Origin of the sequence: Algibacter agarivorans (assembly GCF_039543245.1) — a bacterium.
Lineage (GTDB): Bacteria > Bacteroidota > Bacteroidia > Flavobacteriales > Flavobacteriaceae > Algibacter_G > Algibacter_G agarivorans.
In genome coordinates this window covers 59754-83573 of the sequence record NZ_BAABJJ010000010.1, presented here as the reverse complement: position 1 = coordinate 83573, position 23820 = coordinate 59754, and the positions used below count along the sequence as shown (strand labels likewise).

Sequence of the window (23820 nt, the reverse complement as noted above, 5' to 3'; positions counted from 1 at the left end):
TTTATTATATTTGATAGCATAAGATAAATTAAAACTAACTAGATAAAAACATGAAACTTTTAGAAGGAAAAACAGCTATAATCACGGGGGCGAGTAGAGGTATTGGAAAAGGAATTGCGCAAGTTTTTGCCCAACAGGGTGCAAATGTAGCATTTACGTATAGTTCATCTGTTGACGCTGCAAACGCATTGGAAAAAGAACTTAATGCTTTAGGTGTTAAAGCAAAAGGTTATAAAAGTAATGCGGCTAGTTTTGATGAAGCTCAAGACTTAGCAAATGAAGTGGCTACTGAATTTGGCAGCATCGATATTTTGGTAAACAACGCTGGTATTACAAAAGATAATTTATTAATGCGTATTTCTGAAGAAGATTTTGACACGGTTATTGAAGTGAATTTAAAGTCTGTTTTCAATATGACAAAGGCAGTTCAAAGAATGATGCTTAAACAACGTAAAGGTTCAATTATTAATATGAGCTCAGTAGTTGGTGTTAAAGGAAATGCAGGACAAACCAATTATGCAGCCTCAAAAGCGGGTATTATTGGGTTTTCAAAATCTGTAGCTTTAGAATTAGGTTCAAGGAATATTAGAAGTAACGTTGTTGCTCCAGGTTTTATTGAAACTGAAATGACTGCTAAACTTGATGAAGAGGTTGTAAAAGGATGGCGTGCTGGAATTCCATTAAAACGTGGTGGTACCCCAGAAGATATAGCCAATGTTTGTGTGTTTTTAGCTAGTGACATGAGTGCTTATGTAACTGGTCAAACATTAAATGTAGACGGCGGTATGCTAACATAGCTTTTGTTTGTTATTCCCTCGAATGAGGGCATCTCATCTCGATAACTTAAAGTTTTTTAATGAGTTCAGAAACTCTATTATACATTATACTTGCTGGAATTGTAGCGCTATTGTTAGCTATTTTTCAGTATTTTACTAAAAAGAAAAGCGTGTCTAAGTTGAACATGCTTTTTTCTTTTTTAAGGTTTATTACTGTGTTTGCTGTTTTGCTACTACTTATAAACCCGAGTTTTGAGCAAGTTCGCTTATCCGTTGAAAAACCTAATTTAGTAATAGCTATTGATAATTCGAGCTCTATAAAACACCTTAATCTAGATAAACAGGCAAATAGTTTCATTCAAAAATTATCCAATAATCAAGTTTTAAAATACAAATTCAATTTAGAGTATTATACGTTTGGAGCATCTATAAAAGCTTCGGATTCTGTCACTTTTACAGAAAAGCAAACAAATATCTATAATGCCTTTAGTCAATTAACTCAAATATATAAACAAACCACCGCGCCTACACTTTTAATTACGGATGGAAATCAAACCTTTGGGAATGATTATCAATTTATTTCAAATTCGTATAATCAGCCCATTTATCCAATAATATTAGGGGATACCATAACTTATACCGATTTAAAGATTCAACAATTTAATATCAATAAGTATGCGTATTTAAAGAATAAGTTTCCTGTTGAAGCTATTTTGGTTTATAATGGAAATGAAAATATTAATTCAAGATTTATAGTTACTAAAGGGAATACAACCGTTTATTCTAAAATTATAAATTTTTCAAAAAGTAATAATTCAAAGGTTATTAATTTCACATTACCTGCCAATAGTGTTGGCGTTAGTAATTATAGAGCAACACTTATTCCTTTAGAAAGTGAAAAAAATAAGATAAATAATTCTAAACTTTTTGCTGTTGAAGTTATAAATCAGAAAACAAAAATAGCCATTATTAGCGATTTTCCACATCCAGATTTAGGTGCACTTAAGAAAAGCATAGAAAGTAATGAGCAACGTTCTGTGTCGTTTTTAGATTCAAAAGAAATAGTTAGTCAAATAAATGATTTTCAATTAATTGTATTATATCAACCAAATAATAAGTTTAATGAAATATTTTCACTTTTAGAATTGCAAAACAAAAACAGATTTGTTGTTGTTGGCACAAAAACAGACTTGAATTTCTTAAACAGAGTTACTAAAAGTTATTCTCAAGAAATAACAAATCAAACTGAAACCTATCAAGCAGAATTGAATAGTAATTATGCACCATTTATTATTGATGATTTAAATTTTGAATCTTTTCCGCCGTTGCATTCAAATTTTGGTTCTACCTCGTTTTCAATTCCTTTTGAATCCATTTTGAATAAAACCATAAATGGTGTTTCAACGCAAGCTCCTTTATTAGCAACTTTTGAAACTAACGGTAGGAGAGAAGCCGTTTTGTTTGGCGAAAATATTTGGCAGTGGCGTGCACAAAGTTATCTAAACACTAAATCCTTTAATGCGTTTGATGATTTTACAGGAAAGCTTATTCAGTATTTAGCTTCTAATAAGCAAAAAAGCAGATTGAATATTGATTATGAATCATTTTATAGTGGTAGTAGTAATATTATTATTAAAGCGGAGTTCTTTGATAAGAACTATGTTTTTGATACTCGCGAAACACTTGATATTACCGTAGTTGATAACATTTCTGAAGAACAAAAAATATTTCCTTTAATTCTGAAAGTTAATAATTATCAAGTTGATTTAAGTAGTTTGCCACCATCAGAATATAGCTTTACAATAAAAACTTCTAATGAAAACTTATCAAAATCGGGTAGTTTCCAAATTTTAGAATACCATGTTGAACAACAATTTTTAAATGCCAATGTAACAAAGTTACAACAATTGGCTACTAACAGTTCTGGTACAAGTTACTTTATTAATAATACGGAAGGTTTAATAAGTGATTTATTAAATGATAATAGATACGTTCCTATTCAAAAAAACAGCAAAAATACCATACCTTTGATAGATTGGAAATACCTACTCGCCATTATAGCATTAAGCCTAGGAATAGAGTGGTTTTTAAGAAAATATAACGGATTAATTTAAATTAAAATAAAGAATGGAAAAATTACCAAAAATTGCATTGCCTTTTATAATCGGGGCAATTATACTAGTAATTGTATTAACAAAATCTGCAGTAACTATAGATTCTGGTGAAGCAGGCGTATTGTTTAAAACTTTTGGCGAAGGAGTTGTTGTTGACAAGCCTCCAATGGGAGAGGGATTTCATATTGTAGCCCCTTGGAATAAGGTTTATGTTTATGAAGTACGTCAGCAAGAACTTTTTGAAAAAATGAAAGTATTATCATCAAACGGATTAGAAATTCAAATTGATGCTTCGGCTTGGTACGAACCTGTTTATAATGATTTAGGAAACTTACATCAATCTCTTGGCCAAGGGTATTTACAACGTGTTATTCAACCAGCTATTCGCTCTGCGGCGCGTAGTGTTGTTGGTCGCTATACACCGGAACAATTATATTCAAGCAAACGCGATGCTATTCAAGACGAAATTTATGAAGAAACTAAGAAGATACTAGAAAAACAATATGTACAACTAAATGAAGTATTAGTAAGAGATGTTACATTGCCAAATACAATTAAAGAAGCCATAGAACGTAAATTACGTCAAGAACAAGAATCTTTAGAATATGAGTTTAGATTGGTTACTGCGGCCAAAGAAGCTGAAAAAGTAATTATTGAAGCTCAAGGAAAAGCGGAGTCGAACAGAATTTTAAGCGCGTCATTAACTGATAAAATTTTACAAGACAAAGGTATAGATGCCACTATGAAACTAGCAGAATCGCCAAACAGCAAAGTCATTGTTATTGGTTCTGGTGATAGCGGATTGCCTATTATTCTTGGAAATCAATAAATCTAGAAATAAAATAATCAAGTAAATATTGATTATTTTGAATAATAAATAATTATTTGAAACTAAATATATATAATATTCATTTGTTTTAAGATTTGGAATTTTAATTTGGAATTATTGACATAAATTATAGATATTTGCAAAAAGATAATACAAGACATGGCTTTTATTCAATTACATCATCATTTTCATATTTGCCCTCAAGCGAAGTGAAAATGTATTGAATAAAATCAACATATTTTTAAACCCGTTTGAGACAATCAAGCGGGTTTTATTTTTTTTAATGCCAACTAGATAGTTTCAAACTCATAAAAACAACAAAATGAGTAAATTAAGAATTGCAGTACAGAAATCGGGTCGATTAAATGAAGACTCGATGAGAATTTTAAAAGACATCGGTATTTCTATAGACAATGGAAAAGACCAATTAAAAGCTTCAGCTAGAAACTTCCCTGTAGAAGTTTTTTATTTAAGAAATGGGGATATACCGCAGTATTTAAAAGACGGTGTAGTTGATGCGGCCATTATTGGCGAAAATGTTTTAATAGAAAAAGGAAACGACATTACAGTAGTTGAAAAGCTAGGATTTTCTACCTGTAGAGTTTGTATTGCTGTGCCAAAATCAGCTGAATATTCAAGTATTAATGATTTAGAAGGCAAACGCATTGCAACATCATATCCAAATACTGTAAAAATGTATTTAGATGAAAACGGCGTAAAAGCTAATCTTCATATTATTAACGGTTCCGTTGAAATCGCACCAAATATTGGACTAGCAGATGCTATTTGCGATATTGTTTCAAGCGGAAGTACACTCTTTAAAAACAATTTAAAAGAGGTTGATACTATTTTGAAATCTGAAGCGGTATTAGCTGTTTCACCAGTTTTAAGTGAAGAAAAACAAGCCATATTAGATAAAATTCAATTTAGAATCCAATCGGTTTTAAAAGGAAGGCAATCTAAATATATTTTACTTAATGCTCCTAATGATAAAATTGAAAATATCATAAATGTATTACCAGGAATGAAGAGCCCAACGGTTTTACCTTTGGCTCAAGAAGGTTGGAGTTCGGTACATTCGGTAATTAGTAAAAACGAATTTTGGGATGTTATTGATGAATTAAAAAATAATGGAGCCCAAGGCATTCTAGTTTGTCCAATTGAGAAAATGGTGCTGTAACTGATTTTAAGATTTTACTTATGCAAATCATAAATAATCCAAATAAAGCAAGCTGGTCGGAAATTTTAAAGCGACCAACACAAACGGTTGATGATATTGAAGATACAGTAAATCAAATTTTTGAGGAAGTTTCCCAAAAAGGAGATGACGCCATAAAAAAGTATACGTCATATTTTGATGGCATTGCTTTGGAATCAAATGTAGTGACGACTGAAGATATTCAGAATACCATAAAAGATGTACCAGAAAAACTTCAAAACGCTATTAAGTTAGCCAAACAAAACATAGAAGTATTTCACAACGCACAGAAAACATCTAAAGTTGCTATTGAAACATCAAACGGTGTTCAATGTTGGCAAGAAAAAAGACCCATACAAAAAGTGGGCTTATACATTCCAGGTGGTACTGCGCCTTTGTTTTCAACAGTTTTAATGTTAGCAGTTCCAGCTCAAATTGCTGGATGCAAGGACATAGTTTTGTGCTCCCCACCAAACAAAGAAGGCAATCTCGCTCCAGAGATTTTATTTGCAGCACAACTTTGTGGTGTCACTAAAATCATAAAGGTTGGTGGTATTCAGGCAATTGCAGGTTTAACATTTGGAACAAAAACGATTCCGCAGGTTTATAAAATTTTCGGGCCAGGAAATCAGTTTGTAACCGTAGCTAAACAATTAGCAACAAAACATGGTGTTGCCATTGATATGCCAGCAGGACCAAGTGAACTATTAGTGGTTGCAGATAAATATGCAAACGCATCGTATATTGCTTCCGATTTATTGAGTCAAGCAGAACATGGTACAGATAGTCAAGTGATTTTGGTTTCAACATCTAATAGTATAATTAATTCTGTTTCAGAGGAAATTGAAACACAATTAAGCGTACTTCCGCGTAAAGCGATTGCAGAAAAAGCGATTGCTAACTCTAAATTGATTTATGTTGAAAATGACGAAACAGCACTCGAACTAATAAACGAATATGGTCCAGAACATTTTATTATTTGTGCAAAAAATGAAGAATTATATGTTGATGGAATACATAATGCAGGTTCAGTATTTATTGGCGATTACACACCAGAAAGTGCTGGCGATTATGCTTCGGGAACTAATCATACCTTACCAACAAATGGGTTTTCAAAAGCATATTCTGGCGTGAATCTAGATAGCTTTTTAAAGAGTATGACATTTCAGAAAATATCAAAACAAGGACTTTTGAATATTGGAGAGACTATTGAGTTAATGGCAGAAGCAGAAGGGTTGCAAGCACATAAAAATGCGGTTTCAATTCGATTAAAAGATTTAAAATAAAAGCCGTGCGTCATGCTGAACTTGTTTCAGTATCGCATCAGAAGAAATAAAATTATGAGATACTGAAATAAATTCAGTGTAACGAAAATGATAAATATTCAAGATTTAATAAGACCAACAATAAAAGCGCTTAAACCGTATTCATCGGCAAGGGATGAATTTCAAGGTAATAGCGGCGACATGGTGTTTTTGGATGCGAATGAAAACCCGTTTGAAAATGGTGTAAATCGTTATCCTGACCCACAACAACGTACTGTAAAATCGTTACTCTCAAAAATCAAAGATATTCCACAGCAAAAAATCCTTTTAGGAAATGGAAGTGATGAAGTTTTAGATTTGATTTTTAGAGCGTTTTGTGAGCCTAATCGGGACAACATCATTACGTTACCACCAACTTACGGTATGTATAGTGTATTGGCTAACATTAATGCAATTGAAATAAAAAGTGTTCAGCTAGATGAAAATTTTGAACCTAAAGTTGATGAGATTCTAAAAATAGCTGATTCAAATTCAAAGTTATTGTTTTTATGTTCGCCAAATAATCCCACTGGAAATAGTTTTAAGGCTAAATCTATCGAAAGATTAATTAATGGATTCAATGGTATCATTGTTATAGATGAAGCTTATATCGATTTTTCAAAAGAAGAAAGTTGGGCAAGTAGATTAAATGAGTTTCCAAATTTGGTTGTAACACAAACCCTTTCAAAAGCTTATGGAATGGCAGGAATTCGTTTGGGTATTTGTTATGCGTCAGAAGAGATAATTTCAGTTTTAAATCGCATTAAGCCGCCTTACAACGTCAATGAGTTAACACAGCAAAAAGCAATTTCACAGTTAGAGCAATCTGAATTAACGCAACGGCAAGTTTCAGATATATTAAAAGAACGAGATGCTTTAATTGGGAAATTAGGGACTGTAAATTTCATTTCTAAAATATACCCATCGGATGCTAATTTTGTATTGGTTAAAGTTGATGATGCTACAAAACGTTATAATCAATTGATTGAAAAGGGTATAGTAATTAGAAACAGAACCACACAACCTGGTTGCGAAAATTGTTTGCGTTTTACGGTTGGGACGTCTGAGGAAAATGAGAAATTAATAAAAACCCTTTTATTAATTTCGAAATCCTGAACTTGTTTCAGGAACTTTTAAATTGAAGTTATGGTTTGAAACAAGACGAAAAATATTATTGTTACATAGTATCAAATAAAAATAGAACGGTATTATATATTGGATATTCAGATAATTTAGAGAGAAGACTTAATGAACATTTAAAAGGGAAAGGTGCTGTTTTTACTAAAAAGTATAGTGTTTCATATTTAGTATATTTTGAAGAATTCAAAACTATGAAAGAAGCAAAATCAAGAGAGAAACAATTAAAAAATTGGCATAAAGAATGGAAATGGAACCTTGTAAAAGAAGCAAATCCAAATTTAGAAACATTGAGCATAAATTAAAAAGACCCTGAAATAAATTCAGGGTGATTAACAAGTTAATCATGAAGAAAGTTTTATTTATAGACCGTGACGGTACGCTAGTACTAGAACCACCAGTAGACTATCAATTAGATAGTTTGGAGAAGTTAGAATATTACCCAAAAGTGTTTCAATACATGGCTAAAATAGCTAATGAATTGGATTACGAATTGGTCATGGTAACCAATCAAGATGGTTTAGGAACAGATAGCTTTCCAGAAGACACCTTTTGGCCAGCTCAAAATAAAATCATTGATGCTTTTGCTAAAGAAGGGATAGTGTTTTCTGCTATTCATATTGATAAAACATTTCCGCATGAAAATGCTGAAACACGTAAACCAAGAACTGGGTTATTAACTCAGTATTTTTCTAAGGAATACGATTTAGAAAATTCTTTTGTTTTAGGTGATAGAATTACCGACATGGAATTAGCTAAAAACCTAGGAGCAAAAGGTGTTTATTTATCAGAAGACCCAGAGTTAGGAGCAGATGAAATAGGAACATCTAAACAAGAAATTTTTAATTGTATTGCTTTAACAAGTACCAATTGGGCTGAAATATATGAGTTTTTGAAACTTGAAGACCGTGTTGAGGAAATTACACGTAACACCAATGAAACTCAGATTTATATCAAATTAAATTTAGATGGTTCAGGTAAGAATGATATCGATACAGGTTTATCATTTTTCAATCACATGTTAGATCAAATTGGGCGTCATGGTGCGATGGATTTAACAGTTAAAGTGAATGGCGATTTAGAAGTTGATGAGCACCACACCATAGAGGATACTATGATTGCTTTAGGCGAATTATTTAATAAAGCTTTAGGCAATAAATTAGGTATCGAGCGTTATGGCTTTTGTTTACCAATGGATGATTGTTTAGCACAAGTGGCTGTTGATTTTGGAGGAAGAAATTGGTTAGAATGGGATGCTGAATTTAAGCGTGAAAAAATAGGAGATATGCCTACTGAAATGTTTTTTCATTTGTTTAAATCGTTTACCGATGGTGCAAAATGTAATTTAAATATAAAAGCAGAAGGCACAAATGAACACCATAAAATAGAAGGTGTTTTTAAAGCCTTTGCAAAAGCTATGAAAATGGCTATTAAAAGAGATTCAAATAAAATGTATTTACCATCAACAAAGGGGATGTTATAAATTTAAGAATTCAGATTGACGAATTACGAATTTAAAATCGTAAATCAAAAATCGTAAATCAAAAATCAATTGAAATTAGTCATTATAAATTACGGAGCAGGAAATATAAAAAGTATTCAGTTTGCTTTTAAACGTTTGGGTATCGATGCTGTTTTGTCAAATGACCCAGAAGAAATTAGATCAGCCGATAAAATTATTTTTCCAGGTGTAGGAGAAGCGAGTACCGCTATGCAAATGCTAAGAGAAAGTGGTTTAGACACTTTAATCCCTACCTTAAAACAGCCTGTTTTGGGTATTTGTTTAGGTATGCAATTACTTTGCAGATATACTGAAGAAGGAGACACTAAGGGTATAGGCATTTTCGATACAGATGTTAAGCGATTTTCTAATGATGTAAAAGTGCCTCAAATGGGCTGGAACGTCATTAAAGATTTAAAATCTGATTTATTTAAAGGCATCAAAGAAAATGAATATATGTATTTGGTACATAGCTACTATGCAGAACATTGCGACCAAACTATAGCCAAAACTGATTATGGTATCAATTATGCATCGGCTTTGCAACATGATAATTTTTATGGAGTTCAATTTCATCCAGAAAAGAGTGGGATTGAAGGGCAAAAAGTTTTGAAAAACTTTTTAGCACTTTAATTCCATTCTGAACTTGTTTCAGAATCTATAAATTAAAATAATAATTTCAATTGAGTTACTACTGTTACATATTATCAAATAAAAATAGAACAGTAATGTATATTGGCCATACAGAGGATTTAAAAAGAAGAATAGAACAACATAAAAAAGGAAACGGAGCTGTATATACAAAGAAATATAATGTAACCGAATTAATTTATTTTGAAGATTTTATAAATAGTAGTTTATCAAGAAAGAGGGAAAAACAATTAAAAAATTGGCATAAAGAATGGAAATGGAGTCTTACTTAGAGAAACCAATCCGAAATTGAAAACATTAGAAATATAATATAAAGACCCTGAAATAAATTCAGGGTTGATTAACAAGTTAATCAATGAGAATAATACCAGCCATAGACATCATAGACGGAAAGTGTGTCCGCTTAACTAAAGGTGATTACGACACCAAAAAAATCTACAATGAAAATCCGCTCGAAGTAGCAAAAATGTTTGAGAATTCAGGCATTGAATATTTGCACTTAGTGGATTTGGATGGTGCTAAAGCCAAGCATATTGTAAATTATAAGGTATTGGAACAAATTGCTTCAAAAACTAACTTAAAAATTGATTTTGGAGGTGGTTTAAAGACTAATGAAGATTTGCACATTGCATTTAATTCTGGTGCTAGGCAAATAACAGGTGGTAGTATAGCGGTTAAAGACCCGGAAACTTTTGAGGGCTGGATTTCAAAATATGGTGCTGCAAAAATTATTTTGGGTGCTGATAGCGATAATGGAAAAGTATCCATTAGTGGATGGATGGAACAAAGCAAAGAGGATGTCATTCCGTTTATTAAAGCCTATCAAAAGAAAGGTATTCAATATGTTATTTGTACTGATATCTCAAAAGATGGTATGCTTGAAGGCCCATCAGTAGATTTGTATAAGCAAATCATTTCTGAATGTAGTAATAGCAGTAGCGGGCAATCTGTAAAATTAATAGCATCTGGAGGAATTTCATCAATTGATGAACTACCGGTTTTAGAAGCAATAGGATGCGAAGGTGTTATTATTGGAAAAGCTATTTATGAAGATAGAATTAGCTTACAACAACTAGAGAAATTTGTTTAGAGTAAATTATTTTTCTATTCCCATGAAGATGGAAATCTAATTTAAATAACAACAAAGTCTATTAAAACTCATATGTCACACTGAGCCTTTCGACGGCGCTCAAGATAAACTAAAGTCGAAGTGTTTCAATGATAAAAGAAAATAATTTAAAATGATTGCCTCGACTTTTCTAAAGTCTAGGAACAACAAGAACTATGTTAACAAAAAGAATAATACCTTGTTTAGATATTAAAAATGGACGTACCGTAAAAGGTATCAATTTTGTTGATTTGCGTGATGCTGGAGACCCCGTTGAGCTAGCAAAACAATATGCGGATTTTGGCGCGGACGAATTAGTGTTTTTAGATATATCGGCTACTCTAGAAGGTCGTGCAACTACTCTGGATATGGTTTTACATGTTGCAGAGCAAGTCAATATACCTTTTACTGTAGGTGGCGGGATTTCATCAGTTGAAGATGTTGATGCTTTGTTAAAATGTGGAGCAGATAAGGTGTCTATTAATTCTTCTGCTGTTAAAAGACCTGAATTGGTAAACGAGCTATCAAATAAATTCGGTAGCCAATGTGTTGTTGTAGCAATAGACGCTAAAGAAGTTGATGGTAACTGGAAAGTTCATTTAGCAGGCGGAAGTATTCCAACAGAAATTGATTTATTTGAATGGGCTAAAGAAGTTGAAGAACGAGGTGCTGGCGAAATCCTATTCACATCCATGAATCATGATGGCACAAAAAACGGGTTTGCAAATGAAGCTTTAGCTAAATTATCTTCATCATTGAACATTCCTATAATAGCTTCTGGAGGTGCAGGAAATGTGCAACACTTTATTGATACGTTTAAGGATGGTAAATCTGATGCAGCTTTGGCCGCAAGTGTATTTCACTTTGGAGAAATTCCAATTCCAGAACTAAAAAAAGAATTAAAAAAGAATAATATAGAAGTACGACTTTAGTCGTCATGCTGAACTTGTTTCAGCATCTCATAAAGATTTAATTATGAAACACGAAATGAATACAGATATTGTTTCTCCTCCTTGGAGTGAGTTAGAGGGGGCTCTAGTCCCAGCAATAATCCAAGACGCTATAACAAAAAATGTTTTAATGCTTGGCTATATGAACGAAGAAGCTTATCAGAAAACCATTAAAACAAAACAAGTTACTTTTTTCAGTAGAAGCAAACAACGCTTGTGGACAAAAGGTGAAGAAAGTGGCAATTTTTTAAATCTTGTTGGTATAAAAAATGACTGTGATAACGATTCACTTTTAATACAAGTAAACCCAGTAGGGCCCACATGCCATAAAGGAACAGATACGTGTTGGAAAGAAGAAAACACATCAAGTTATGGCTTCTTTTCAACTTTAGAAGATGTAATTGCAGAGCGTGTAGAAAATAAGGATACTAAAAAATCTTATGTAGCAAGTTTGTTTTCAAAAGGTATTAATAAAGTGGCTCAAAAAGTAGGCGAGGAGGCTGTAGAAACCGTTATTGAAGCTATGGATAATAATGATGAATTATTTCTGTACGAATCAGCAGATTTACTATTTCATTATTTAATGCTCCTACAAGCCAAAGGATTTACCTTAAAGGATATTGAAAATGAATTAAAAGGCAGACATAAATAAAAAGGCATTAGATATTTTTCTAACGCCTTGTTTATTGGCTAATTAAACATTTTAAGAAATCCACCCTTTTGAAGTAGAAAGTCTTGAAAACCATAGAAAAGCAAAAGCAAAAACTACAATCATGATTACCATGGCTATACTTGCAGCTTCTCCTGTTATTAAGGCGTAACCCATTTGTAGCACAACCGCAATTAGAGATATCATCCAAAATGTAGTTGCTATTTTTTTTCTTAGCAATAGAAATATAGCAGCTAAAACTCCTGTAAAAACGGCAATTGCAAAAGCACCCATGGTCCATGACGGCGCGTTAGCAGCAATTTCCAGTTGTTCAGGAGTAAAAGAGCTTCTATAGCGCTCAGTGTTATAGGCTTGGCCTATATAGCCGTCTACCCCAAGACTGTTCCAAATAAGGGCAATTACACTAATAATCCAAAACCAAATAGGAGGTTTGTTTGTTGATGTGTTGGTCATAATTTTCGGTTTTTAGTTAGTAAAAAGTAATACAAGTTATAAATTTTTTGTCACACTTAATTAAATAGCCTAATTTCCGAACCTATTTAAACCAAATGAAAAAGTACTTTTACGTTATTAATATTCAGTATTTAGGCTATCGTTTTCACGGGTGGCAAAAGCAGCCAACTGTTAAGACCTTGCATTTAATGGTAGATAGAACGCTGAATTTTATATTAGAAGGAAAAACATTTAAAAGTTTAAGTTCTGGCAGAACAGATGCCATGGTTTCTGCAGAGAGTGCGGCTTTTGAATTATTTTTAAAAGAACCCATTGAGGACCAAACAGCTTTTTTAGACTTATTCAATCATAACTTACCTCAAGATATCCGTGCCTTAAGTATTCGTGAAGTTGATGAAACATTCAACATTATCAATCATTCAAAAATTAAGGAATATCTTTATTTGTTTTCCTACGGACAAAAAAATCATCCATTTTGCGCTCCCATAATGACTACGATTCTTGATGATTTGGATATTGAAATTATGAAAGAAGGGGCTAAGTTGTTTCAAGGCGAACATTATTTTAAAACCTATTGCTATAAACCAACCGATAACGGCATTTATAATCGTGAGGTTTTACTATGCGAATTAGTTGAGAACACCATATATACCGCTAATTATTTTCCTGAAAAATCATATATACTTCGAGTAAAAGGAAAGGGTTTTATGCGAAATCAAATTCGATTGATGATGGGGACACTTATAGATTTAGGAAAAGGCAAATTGACGTTAGAAGATATTAGAGTTAGTTTACTGCCAAATAGCACTTGTAAAATGAATTATATTGCTCCTGCTTCTGGGCTAATTCTTAACACCATCGAGTTTGAATAGTTAGCTGATTTTTGTAATTTACCTGACATTCTCTAGACTATTAATTTGTGATAATAATTTCATTTTTCATAAACAAAATCAATATGAGTAAATCAATACCAAAATCAGTCTTCACATTTTTTAAAAAATTAGAAAAGAATAATAACCGGGATTGGTTTAATGAAAACAAACCAGAATTCAAGGCGATTGAAAAAGAAGTAAAAGAAGTTTATAATAGGATTTTAGAAAACCTGAATGCTCATGATGAGATTGATAAACTCAAGATTTTTAGGATTTATAGAGATGTACGTTTTTCAAAGAACAAATTACCTTATAAAACCCATTTTGGAGGTTCGTTTCATAGAACAAAACCACGACTAAGAGGTGGGTATTATCTACATATTCAGCCCGATAATGAAAGCTTTATAGCAACTGGTTTTTGGGAACCTGCACCAGCTGATTTATTGAGAATTCGTAAAGAATTTGAAATGGATGATTCTGAGATAAGAGACATCTTATCTAATGAAAAATTTAGTAGCATTTGGGGAGATGCTTTTGTGGGAGACGAAGTTAAAACGGCTCCTAGAGGCTTTGATAAAGACCATAAAGCGATTGATTTAATAAAAAAGAAACAATACATTTTTACCAAGAAATATACAGATAAAGAAGTTTTAGATGCCAACTTTTTAAGCGAAATTGATAACGCTTTTAAAGTCATCCGCCCATTTTTTGATTATATGAGTGATGTGTTAACTACTGATTTGAATGGGGTTTCTTTGATTGAATAACTAAACCGCAGCCAATAATTCAGGCTTTTCAAACAATTGAATATGACTTAGTAAACGGTCTTTAACAAGATTCATCATACGCTTATTTAATGCTGATGAATTTTCAATATAAATACCATATTCTGCAACTGTAAAATGACCTATAATCATGCCTTTCATAGAGTTGCGAAGTTTCATGTCTTTTTGAATGGCATTTTCTATATAATCCAGACGTTTTTCCAAAGACAAATCATAAAAAACAGATTTATGCTTTTCAATGTAATTTCTAAATACTTCAATAAGTAAATCATTCTGAAATTTGATAATGGGGCGTAATACTAAATTCTGAAAACGCTCATCAGCACTCATGTTGTCATTAATAGTAGTACTTAAAATATCTGGTCGAATACTTTTAAGATTAAATTGTCTAGAGTCCATTTTGTAGATTTTCATTAAAAATATCGATTATTAATACTAGATTTTGCTGATTAACTTCATAATTATTAACGAGGTTATTAACATTAAAGTTTTTTCTATCTTTAATTTTTAATTTAAATTCAGATTTATAGCTGTTGACGCTTCTTATAAAATGAATTTTTTCATGAAAATAATCACTCTAATTTTTCGGTGTATTTCGTCAAAAGTTCAATGTATTGGAAACATAAAGAAGCTATTTTAGTGCATCATAAATAAAAAACATTAATAATATTATGAGATTTCATACAAGAAAATGGATTAAACCCGAAGATTTAAATGCGAATGAAACGCTTTTTGGAGGCAGGTTGTTAGAATGGATTGATGAGGAAGCTGCACTATATTCTATCGTACAATTGGAAAATAGCAAAGTGGTTACTAAATATATGAGTGAGATTGATTTTCAAGCTTCTGCCAAACAAGGCGATATCATAGAAATTGGTGTTGAAGTTGTAGCTTTTGGTAAAGCCTCTCTTACATTAAGTGCAGAGGTAAGAAATATGATGACCAGAGAAACCATTATTACTATTTCAAATATTGTTATGGTGAATATTGGACCAAACGGAAAACCCTTGCCACATGGTAAAATACAGGTGGAATATGTAAAAGACAGGCTGTGATATTATTGATTAAATATTGTAACCATTTTTGTTAATCTGTTGAAGATAATTCAATTTATAAAGTTTCCATTGGCAATTTTATAAAAATTCAATAACAAGGCGTCTTAAAGTTTTGAAATACTGTAATAAAATCTAAATTTGTTAAGCTTTATAGCTTCTAAAAGCTATTTTAATACAAAATTTAAAATTTTTATGAGTAGTACATTATTTGACAAAGTGTGGGATTCGCATGTTGTGAGAAACATTGCAGATGGACCAGATGTGTTTTATATAGACCGTCACCTAATTCACGAAGTTACAAGCCCTGTGGCTTTTGTAGGTTTAAAGAGTAGAGGTTTAAGTGTTTTGTATCCAAAAAAGACGTTTGCTGTTGCCGATCATAACACGCCAACAATCAATCAACATTTACCAGTTCAAGATCCACTATCTGCTAATCAATTAAAAACATTAGAAGATAATGCAAATGAATATGGTATTAGCCACTGGGGATTAGGACACCAAAATAATGGAATTGTTCACGTTGTAGGCCCAGAAAATGGTATTACACTTCCCGGAGCAACTATTGTTTGTGGAGATTCACATACATCTACACATGGTGCTTTTGGTGCTATTGCTTTTGGTATTGGTACTTCGGAAGTAGAAATGGTATTAACAACGCAGTGTATCATGCAACCTAAGCCTAAAAAAATGCGCATTAGCATTAATGGGCCATTAAGTAAAGGCGTTACTCCAAAAGATGTTGGTTTATATATTATTTCACAATTAACAACTTCTGGTGCAACAGGATATTTTGTTGAATATGCAGGTGATGTTTTTGAAAACATGACTATGGAAGGCCGTATGACCGTTTGTAACTTATCTATAGAGATGGGTGCTCGTGGTGGAATGATTGCTCCAGATGAAAAAACATTCGAGTACATTAAAGGTCGTGCCATGACACCTAAAGGAGCAGATTGGGACACAGCCATGACTTACTGGAAAACCTTGAAAACGGATGAAGGTGCGTCTTTTGATAAAGAATTAGTATTCAATGCCGCAGATATTGAGCCTATGATTACCTATGGTACAAATCCAGGTATGGGGATGGGGATTTCAAAAAATATTCCATCAGCTGAATCTGTTGAAGGTGGTAAAGCCACTTACGATAAGTCTTTAGCTTATATGGGGTATGCAGAAGATGAGCAAATGATTGGTAAAAAAATCGATTATGTGTTTATTGGTAGTTGTACTAATGGACGTATTGAAGATTTTAGAGCCTTTGCATCTATTGTAAAAGGACGACAAAAAGCAGATAACGTAACCGCTTGGCTAGTTCCAGGATCACATATTGTTGAAGCTAAGATTAAAGAAGAAGGGTTGTTAGATATTTTTGAAACTGCTGGTTTTGTTTTAAGAGAACCGGGTTGTTCAGCTTGTTTAGCAATGAATGATGATAAAGTACCTGCAGGTAAATATGCTGTAAGTACATCAAATAGAAACTTTGAAGGACGTCAAGGACCTGGATCAAGAACGTTATTGGCTAGTCCGTTAGTTGCAGCAGCAGCAGCGGTAACAGGAGTCGTTACAGATCCAAGAGAATTACTATAATCCCCTCAGTCCCCAAAGGGGAAGCTTGATTGGAGTTATAATTGATAATGAATAACTATAAACAAACTGCGACTGAAAACCGCGACTGAAAACTAAAAAAAATGGCTTACGATAAATTTACAACATTAACGAGTACTGCAGTTCCATTACCAATTGAGAATGTAGATACAGATCAAATTATACCAGCACGTTTCTTAAAAGCTACAACACGTGATGGTTTTGGCGATAATTTATTCCGTGATTGGAGATATAACGGCGACAATACACCTAAAGAAGATTTTATTTTAAACAATCCAATCTACACAGGGAAAATACTAGTAGGAGGAAAGAACTTTGGTTCTGGATCTTCTAGAGAGCATGCTGCTTGGGCGGTTTACGATTATGGTTTCCGTTGTGTGGTGTCAAGTTTCTTTGCTGATATTTTTAAAAATAACTGTTTGAATATTGGTGTTTTACCAGTACAGATCAGTCCAGAATTTGCTGATGAAATTTTTGAAGCTATTTATGCTGATCCAAAAACTGAATTGGAAATTAATTTAGAGGCGCAAACCATTACCTTGTTGTCATCAGGAACTCAAGAATCTTTTGATATTAATGGTTACAAAAAAGGAAATATGTTAAATGGTTTTGATGATATCGACTATTTACAAAGCATGAAAAGTGAGATAGAAACGTTTACAGAATCTCGTCCTTTCTAAAAAATGGCAGTGAAACGCATAGAAATAATGGATACGACATTACGCGATGGTGAACAAACCTCGAGTGTGTCGTTTTCTGCATCTGAGAAACTTACTATTGCAAAGCTTTTATTAGAAGAATTAAAAGTTGATCGTATTGAAATTGCATCGGCCCGTGTATCTGAAGGTGAACTTCAAGCGGTTAAAGATGTTACTGAATGGGCTTCCGAAAACAATTATTTAAATGCAGTTGAAGTTTTAACTTTTGTTGATAAGGGTGTATCCATAAAATGGATGTTGGAAGCGGGAGCAAAAGTTCAGAATTTACTAACTAAAGGTTCGTTAAACCATTTAACTCACCAGCTTAAAAAGACTCCAAATCAGCATTTTAAAGAAATAAAAGAAAATATAGATTTTGCGAATGTAAATGATATTGTAACCAATATCTATCTAGAAGATTGGAGTAATGGCATGCGAAATTCTAAAGCTTATGTTTTTGAATTTTTAGAATTTTTGTCCACTCAGCCAGTAAAACGCATTATGCTTCCAGATACTTTGGGAGTATTAACACCTCAAGAATCTTTCGATTTTGTAAAAGAAATTAAAGATAAATATCCAAGCTTGCATTTCGATTTTCATGCACATAATGATTATGATTTAGGCGTTTCTAATGTTATGGAAGCAATAAAAGCAGGAGCTGACGGTTTGCATTTAACAATTAATGGCATGGGTGAACGTGCAGGAAATGCACCTATGGCGAGTACTATTGCTGTTATAAATGATTTTATGCCGGATATTAAGATTGGTGTAAACGAAACCTTTTTATATACCATAAGTAAATTGGTTGAAACTTTTTCGGGTGTTATGATTCCTTCAAACAAACCTGTTGTTGGCGCTAATGTATTTACACAAACAGCTGGAATTCATGCTGATGGTGATAATAAGAAGAATTTGTATTTCAGTGATTTATTACCTGAACGCTTTGGAAGAAAACGAAAATATGCGTTAGGTAAAGCTTCAGGAAAAGCAAATATCCAAAAGAACTTACAGGAATTAGGGCTTCAATTGAATGATGAAGACTTAAAAAAAGTAACCCAGCGTATTATTGAGTTGGGTGATAAAAAACAAGTGGTTTCTAAAGAAGACTTACCTTATATAATTTCAGATGTTTTAGATAGAACATACGAAGAAAAGGTAAAGGTCAATTCTTATGTATTGACACATTCTAAAGGTCTAAAACCTTCAACAACGGTTTCTATAAGCATTGAAGATGAAACTTTTGAAGAGCACGCACAAGGTGATGGTCAATTTGATGCTTTTATAAATGCTATTAGAAGTGTATTCAAAAAGAAAAAAGCGGCTATTATTTTACCAGATTTGGTAGATTATGCTGTTAGGATTCCTCCAGGAAGTCGATCGGATGCTTTATGTGAAACGATTATTACTTGGAAAAATCCTGAGCGAGAATTTAAAACGCGTGGTTTGGATTGTGATCAAACAGTTTCGGCCATAAAAGCTACCGAGAAAATGTTGAATATTATTGTGAGTTAGGAGAAGTTGGAAGTTTCAGTAATGAAGTTAGCTTATTCCTGGATAATATTTGACTTATAGATTAAGGATTAGGTTATAATGTTAACGAAAATAAATACACAAGAGTAAGCTTTCCCCTCCTTGGAGGGGGTTAGGGGTGGGTTGTAAATTAAGAGCTTGAAGTTTTTTGGTTTGCAGATAAGGCTTTACAGTGGGACTAAGATTGACAATTGAGGACGAACGTGCGTTAGGGCTGCCTGCCGGCGCCAAAGAGAATTAAAAAATATTTGAAAATTAAATTATAAAACAATGAAATTTAACATTGCGCTTTTAGCCGGAGACGGTATAGGACCAGAAGTTATAGATCAAGCTGTAAAAGTAAGTGATGCTGTAGCAAAGAAATTTGGACATGACATTACTTGGAAACCAGCTTTAACAGGAGCTGCAGCTATTGATGCAGTTGGAGAACCATACCCAGACAGTACTCACGATGTTTGTGTGGCTGCTGATGCCGTATTATTTGGCGCTATTGGGCACCCAAGATATGACAATGATCCTTCTGCAAAGGTACGCCCTGAGCAAGGTTTATTAAAAATGCGTAAAAAATTAGGTCTGTTCGCTAATGTGCGTCCAACGTTTACGTTTCCTTCGTTATTAGACAAATCGCCTTTAAAACAGGAGCGTATTGAAGGTACCGATTTAGTATTCTTAAGAGAATTAACTGGTGGTATTTACTTTGGTGAAAAAGGTAGAAGAGACAATGGAGAAACGGCTTTTGACAATTGTGTTTACACGAGAGCAGAAGTACAGCGTTTAGCAAAAAAAGGTTTTGAATTAGCTATGACACGTTCTAAAAAACTGTGTTGTGTTGATAAAGCCAATGTATTAGAAACGTCTCGTTTATGGAGAGAAACCGTGCAAGCTATGGAAAAAGACTATCCAGAAGTAGAAGTAAGTTACGAGTTTGTTGATGCTGTGGCAATGCGTTTGGTACAATGGCCAAATAGCTATGATGTGTTAATTACTGAAAACTTATTCGGTGATATTTTAACTGATGAGGCCTCTGTAATTTCAGGATCTATGGGATTAATGCCATCGGCATCTATGGGAACTGATGCAGCTTTATTTGAGCCTATCCACGGGTCTTATCCACAAGCAACTGGACTAAACATTGCTAATCCAATGGCAACGGTTTTATCGGCTGCTATGATGTTTGAAACTGCCTTTAATTTACCAGAAGAAGGTAAGGCTATTAGAAATGCAGTAAATAAAGCATTAGCTGAAGGTATTGTTACTGAAGATTTAGCCGATGGCGGAAAAGCTTACGGAACCAAAGAAGTAGGGGATTGGTTAGCTGCTAATATCTAATAAGTATAAAATATTTTATCAGAGACCTGTCAAAGTTTACAACTTGGCAGGTCTTTTTTTTGTTTAAAGGCTTTGTATTAAGATTGGTGAATTTAAAAACATTTCGTAACTTTCTAACAACCTTTAACTTACCAAATATGAAAACAAAATTACCCTTAAAAACCCTAATCTTTTTCCTTGGAGTAAATGGCTTATACGCACAAAGTATTGACGATTTTACTTCGGTAACTCCAGTTGCACCATCAGCGCAATTTGTGATTCCATTGAGTCATGCTTTTCAAAAACTTGCTGAAGTAGGTGATGTTTTAACAGAAGGCGGTTTATTTAAACCTAAACCAGATTTTACCGGTTATGTGCCAATTGCTAGTAGTAGCGCTAATGGATATTTAAGTATTAATTCTGAGGATGTTCCACCGCCGTTTGGAATTGGTGGCGGTGTTATGGTTTTTGATATTAATTATAATAGCACAACAAAATTATGGCAAACTACAAAATCACAAGACCTTGATTTTACAGCTGTTGGTAATACGGCTGCCAATTGCTCAGGCACTGTAACTTCTTGGGGAACAGTTATTACCTGTGAAGAAGCAAGTGTTCCCGATACATTTCCTCCCATTGATGGCTATAACGACCTTGGTTGGAATATTGAAATTAACCCTGCTACTAAAACTGTAGTAGGTAAGCACTATGCTATGGGTAACTTTGCCCATGAAAATGTAACGATCCATACTAATGCGAGGACGGTGTATCAGGGTGCAGATTCAAACCCTGGGTACCTATATAAGTTTGTAGCCGATGCTGCCCAAGATTTAAGTAGCGGGAAACTTTATGTTTTTAAAGGGCTTAAAAATGGTATAGGAAGTTGGATTCTTCTAGATAATTCTAATCAAACTGAACAAAACTCGACATTAACTCAAAGTGGCCCTTCCGATCATGACGCTACTATTTTTAATGGTATTGAAGATGTAGAAATAGGTCCAGATGGCATGGTTTATTTTGCTGTTAAAGGCGAAGGAACAGTATATCGTTTTTCTGATTCTGATGTGTTAGAAACATCGGCATCTACCGTAACTATGGAAACTTATGTTGGTGGAGGTGCTAGCTATAATATTAATGATGGTAGCACTATCACTTCTGTTGCTTGGGGAAATGGGAATGACAATTTGGCTTTTGATGGTGATGGTAATTTATGGGTGTTACAAGACAGTGGGAATAATTATATTTGGGTGGTTAAAAATGGGCATTCCCAAGCTATTCCTGATGTTGAAATATTTGGGATAGCACCAATTGGTTCTGAACCAACGGGTATTACATTTACACCAGATTATAAGTATTTATTTATGTCGATTCAGCATCCAGCTGATACAAATATTGCCAACCAAACTGATGCAGGTGGACAAACTGTGAATTTTGATAAAGGCACAACTTTAGTGATTGCCCTTTCAGAAAATTTAGGAAACTCTTTGTCTGTTGAAAATAAAAATTTTGATGGTGATTTTATGGTTTTCCCTAATCCATTAGGGGCATCTAGGAACTTAATCATTAAAGGAAAACCAATTAATAATATTAAGCTATACTCTGTACTTGGAAAAATGGTATTAGACTATGATTATAATAAGACACATACCGTAGAATTAAATCTTAAGCAGTTTAATTCTGGGATTTATTTTTTGAAAATTAACGAAAAAACGACATCAAAACTTGTCATTCAATGATGCTTTGAAGCTTGAACTACTAGGCAATTCAAAAATTTCTAAATCGAAATAGGGCAGGGCTGCCATAAGATGATCAAATATATCGGACATAATATATTCATAATTCTCCCAACGTTTATCACTACTAAAGGCATAAATTTCTAAAGGAATACCTTGTGTGGTTGGCGCTAATTGACGTGCCATAATCATCATATCTTTATTGATGGCTGAATGATGTTTTAAATAAGAATCGATATACTTTCTAAAAACTCCAATATTGGTCAGGTTTCTTCCATTTAAAAGCAATATTTTATCAATGCTGTTAGACCTGTTATATAATTTAATATCCTTTTGTCTGGTTTCTAAATAGGATGTAATTAATTGAATCTCTTTGAGTTTATCTACTTCAGGTTCTGTTAAATACTTAACGCCCTCTTGTTTGATGTATAATGCTCTTTTAATACGTCTGCCTTCAGAACTTGTCATACCTCGCCAATTTTTAAACGAATCGGAAATCAAGGCATAAGTCGGAATTGTGGTTATGGTTTTATCGAAATTCTGAACTTTTACGGTCGCTAAAGTTATTTCAATAACATCGCCATCGGCACCGTATTTTTCAAACGTAATCCAATCGCCAATGCGTACCATATCATTTATAGACACTTGAATACTGGCTACAAAACCCATAATAGTGTCTTTAAAAACTAAAATAATAACTGCAGAAATAGCACCTAAGCCTGTAGCAAATGTCAAGAATGGAATACCGGTTACAATAGCTATGGCAGACATAAAACCACCTAACCAAGCAAAAATCATAAATACTTGAATGTAACTATCAATAGGTTTATCTTTTAATCGAGGTAAGGTTTTTAAATAATCCTTGAGGGTATTCAGTAAGCTCCTAACAATCCAAAGAGTTAGAACAATAGCAAATACTTGAAGTCCTCTTTCAACGATATTTTCAAATGCAGGGAAATCAATAAACACCTCACGAATAAATACTAAAGCAATAAGTAAAGGAATGATGTGAGCAATATTTCGCGGGACTTTATTATTTACCAATAAATCGTCAAAATTGGTTTTTGAAACGGATGCAAATTGCGCAAAGGCTTTAACTAATAATTTTCTTGTAATGAAATCAATGACAAATACTATAATTATCAAGGCCAGCAATAAAGCAAGCATATTTAAGTATTTTGCAGAATTTTCAGATAATCCAGATGAAACCAAATAATCATAAAGCCAATGTTTTATACTATCCATTTGTAGCTGGTTTTAAAAGTTTCCGTTCCACATAAAAAGTTCCGAAAGGAATTATGGAGGCTAAAAGCACAAATAAAAATGTGTTATTGGTCCATTTCATGTCTCTTTTAATTAAAAATGCTAAAACAATATATAAGATAAAAAGCATTCCATGCGGCATCCCTAACAACTTTACGTATTCTGGATTCCCAGTCATATATTTAATAGGTGTAGCGATAAATAGTAATAAAATATAAGATAGACCTTCAAGAAAAGCAACAATTCTGAAAATATTAAGAAATGAAAACATAGTTAAATT

General features: G+C 33.1%; 25 protein-coding genes. 21 read left to right on the top strand and 4 right to left on the bottom strand.

All coding sequences use genetic code 11. The features are described from left to right. The first annotated feature begins 50 nt into the window (after positions 1 to 50). The 13 genes from fabG to hisIE all read left to right on the top strand — a co-directional run bounded on the left by fabG (position 51) and on the right by hisIE (position 12220). Positions 51 to 797, top strand: a complete 747-nt coding sequence (gene fabG, locus ABD935_RS03655) for a 3-oxoacyl-[acyl-carrier-protein] reductase (RefSeq protein ID WP_345190234.1) — start codon at positions 51 to 53, stop codon at positions 795 to 797. Positions 798 to 856: 59 nt separating this feature from the next. Further along, positions 857 to 2890 carry a VWA domain-containing protein gene (locus tag ABD935_RS03650; RefSeq protein WP_345190233.1) on the top strand — a complete coding sequence of 678 codons (2034 nt, stop codon included), beginning with the start codon at positions 857 to 859 and terminating at the stop codon, positions 2888 to 2890. 13 nt (positions 2891 to 2903) lie between these two features. Then, positions 2904 to 3719, top strand: a complete 816-nt coding sequence (locus ABD935_RS03645; protein WP_345190232.1) for a prohibitin family protein — start codon at positions 2904 to 2906, stop codon at positions 3717 to 3719. 322 nt (positions 3720 to 4041) lie between these two features. Continuing rightward, positions 4042 to 4899 (top strand): ATP phosphoribosyltransferase, encoded by an 858-nt coding sequence (hisG, locus tag ABD935_RS03640; protein ID WP_345190231.1) that lies wholly within the window; start codon positions 4042 to 4044, stop codon positions 4897 to 4899. A gap of 20 nt (positions 4900 to 4919) precedes the next feature. Beyond that, positions 4920 to 6203, top strand: a complete 1284-nt coding sequence (gene hisD, locus ABD935_RS03635; RefSeq protein ID WP_345190230.1) for a histidinol dehydrogenase — start codon at positions 4920 to 4922, stop codon at positions 6201 to 6203. Positions 6204 to 6290: 87 nt separating this feature from the next. Then, the gene (hisC, locus tag ABD935_RS03630) at positions 6291 to 7337 is read left to right on the top strand and encodes a histidinol-phosphate transaminase (RefSeq protein WP_345190229.1); all 1047 of its coding nucleotides are present in this window, start codon (positions 6291 to 6293) and stop codon (positions 7335 to 7337) included. Between the two features lie 35 nt (positions 7338 to 7372). After that, on the top strand, positions 7373 to 7663 hold the full coding sequence (locus ABD935_RS03625) for a GIY-YIG nuclease family protein (protein ID WP_345190228.1): 291 nt from the start codon (positions 7373 to 7375) through the stop codon (positions 7661 to 7663). Between the two features lie 41 nt (positions 7664 to 7704). Then, positions 7705 to 8841 carry a bifunctional histidinol-phosphatase/imidazoleglycerol-phosphate dehydratase HisB gene (gene hisB, locus ABD935_RS03620; protein ID WP_345190227.1) on the top strand — a complete coding sequence of 379 codons (1137 nt, stop codon included), beginning with the start codon at positions 7705 to 7707 and terminating at the stop codon, positions 8839 to 8841. Positions 8842 to 8910: 69 nt separating this feature from the next. Continuing rightward, a complete protein-coding gene (gene hisH, locus ABD935_RS03615; RefSeq protein WP_345190226.1) occupies positions 8911 to 9492 on the top strand; it encodes an imidazole glycerol phosphate synthase subunit HisH in 582 nt (193 codons plus the stop codon). Positions 9493 to 9587: 95 nt separating this feature from the next. Continuing rightward, complete coding sequence (locus tag ABD935_RS03610) at positions 9588 to 9782, top strand: GIY-YIG nuclease family protein (RefSeq protein ID WP_345190225.1); 195 nt, start codon at positions 9588 to 9590, stop codon at positions 9780 to 9782. 83 nt (positions 9783 to 9865) lie between these two features. After that, positions 9866 to 10600: a 1-(5-phosphoribosyl)-5-[(5-phosphoribosylamino)methylideneamino]imidazole-4-carboxamide isomerase gene (gene hisA, locus ABD935_RS03605; RefSeq protein ID WP_345190223.1), complete on the top strand. Its 735-nt coding sequence runs from the start codon at positions 9866 to 9868 to the stop codon at positions 10598 to 10600. A 194-nt stretch (positions 10601 to 10794) separates the two neighbouring features. After that, on the top strand, positions 10795 to 11550 hold the full coding sequence (hisF, locus tag ABD935_RS03600; RefSeq protein ID WP_345190222.1) for an imidazole glycerol phosphate synthase subunit HisF: 756 nt from the start codon (positions 10795 to 10797) through the stop codon (positions 11548 to 11550). A 43-nt stretch (positions 11551 to 11593) separates the two neighbouring features. Continuing rightward, positions 11594 to 12220, top strand: a complete 627-nt coding sequence (gene hisIE, locus ABD935_RS03595; protein WP_345190221.1) for a bifunctional phosphoribosyl-AMP cyclohydrolase/phosphoribosyl-ATP diphosphatase HisIE — start codon at positions 11594 to 11596, stop codon at positions 12218 to 12220. A 51-nt stretch (positions 12221 to 12271) separates the two neighbouring features. Here the strand turns inward: hisIE and ABD935_RS03590 are convergent, their stop codons facing one another. After that, positions 12272 to 12691: a hypothetical protein gene (locus tag ABD935_RS03590; RefSeq protein WP_345190219.1), complete on the bottom strand. Its 420-nt coding sequence runs from the start codon at positions 12689 to 12691 to the stop codon at positions 12272 to 12274. Positions 12692 to 12786: 95 nt separating this feature from the next. On the opposite strand from ABD935_RS03590, the gene ABD935_RS03585 reads away from it, so the two are divergent. After that, positions 12787 to 13563, top strand: coding sequence for a tRNA pseudouridine synthase A (locus ABD935_RS03585; protein ID WP_345190218.1), 777 nt, complete (start codon positions 12787 to 12789; stop codon positions 13561 to 13563). Between the two features lie 83 nt (positions 13564 to 13646). Then, positions 13647 to 14330, top strand: coding sequence for a DUF2461 domain-containing protein (locus ABD935_RS03580; RefSeq protein WP_345190217.1), 684 nt, complete (start codon positions 13647 to 13649; stop codon positions 14328 to 14330). On the opposite strand, the gene ABD935_RS03575 is transcribed toward ABD935_RS03580, so the two are convergent. Continuing rightward, positions 14331 to 14747, bottom strand: coding sequence for a glyoxalase (locus ABD935_RS03575; RefSeq protein ID WP_345190301.1), 417 nt, complete (start codon positions 14745 to 14747; stop codon positions 14331 to 14333). A gap of 272 nt (positions 14748 to 15019) precedes the next feature. On the opposite strand from ABD935_RS03575, the gene ABD935_RS03570 reads away from it, so the two are divergent. The 6 genes from ABD935_RS03570 to ABD935_RS03545 all read left to right on the top strand — a co-directional run bounded on the left by ABD935_RS03570 (position 15020) and on the right by ABD935_RS03545 (position 22280). Beyond that, positions 15020 to 15403: an acyl-CoA thioesterase gene (locus ABD935_RS03570; RefSeq protein ID WP_345190216.1), complete on the top strand. Its 384-nt coding sequence runs from the start codon at positions 15020 to 15022 to the stop codon at positions 15401 to 15403. A 192-nt stretch (positions 15404 to 15595) separates the two neighbouring features. Continuing rightward, a complete protein-coding gene (gene leuC / locus ABD935_RS03565) occupies positions 15596 to 16990 on the top strand; it encodes a 3-isopropylmalate dehydratase large subunit (RefSeq protein WP_345190215.1) in 1395 nt (464 codons plus the stop codon). Positions 16991 to 17091: 101 nt separating this feature from the next. Then, positions 17092 to 17688 (top strand): 3-isopropylmalate dehydratase small subunit, encoded by a 597-nt coding sequence (gene leuD, locus ABD935_RS03560; protein ID WP_345190213.1) that lies wholly within the window; start codon positions 17092 to 17094, stop codon positions 17686 to 17688. Between the two features lie 3 nt (positions 17689 to 17691). Then, on the top strand, positions 17692 to 19218 hold the full coding sequence (locus ABD935_RS03555) for an alpha-isopropylmalate synthase regulatory domain-containing protein (protein WP_345190212.1): 1527 nt from the start codon (positions 17692 to 17694) through the stop codon (positions 19216 to 19218). A 288-nt stretch (positions 19219 to 19506) separates the two neighbouring features. Next, positions 19507 to 20565, top strand: a complete 1059-nt coding sequence (leuB, locus tag ABD935_RS03550; protein ID WP_345190211.1) for a 3-isopropylmalate dehydrogenase — start codon at positions 19507 to 19509, stop codon at positions 20563 to 20565. Between the two features lie 137 nt (positions 20566 to 20702). Next, entirely contained in the window at positions 20703 to 22280 is a 1578-nt protein-coding gene (locus tag ABD935_RS03545) for an alkaline phosphatase PhoX (RefSeq protein ID WP_345190210.1), read from the top strand. Here ABD935_RS03545 and ABD935_RS03540 read toward each other — a convergent pair. Together ABD935_RS03540 and ABD935_RS03535 are read right to left on the bottom strand one after the other, a co-directional pair. After that, on the bottom strand, positions 22260 to 23522 hold the full coding sequence (locus ABD935_RS03540) for a mechanosensitive ion channel family protein (protein WP_345190209.1): 1263 nt from the start codon (positions 23520 to 23522) through the stop codon (positions 22260 to 22262). The genes ABD935_RS03545 and ABD935_RS03540 overlap by 21 nt on opposite strands. Continuing rightward, on the bottom strand, positions 23515 to 23811 hold the full coding sequence (locus tag ABD935_RS03535) for a DUF3817 domain-containing protein (protein WP_345190207.1): 297 nt from the start codon (positions 23809 to 23811) through the stop codon (positions 23515 to 23517). Before ABD935_RS03535 ends, ABD935_RS03540 begins: the two co-directional genes overlap by 8 nt. Between the last annotated feature and the right edge of the window lie 9 nt (positions 23812 to 23820).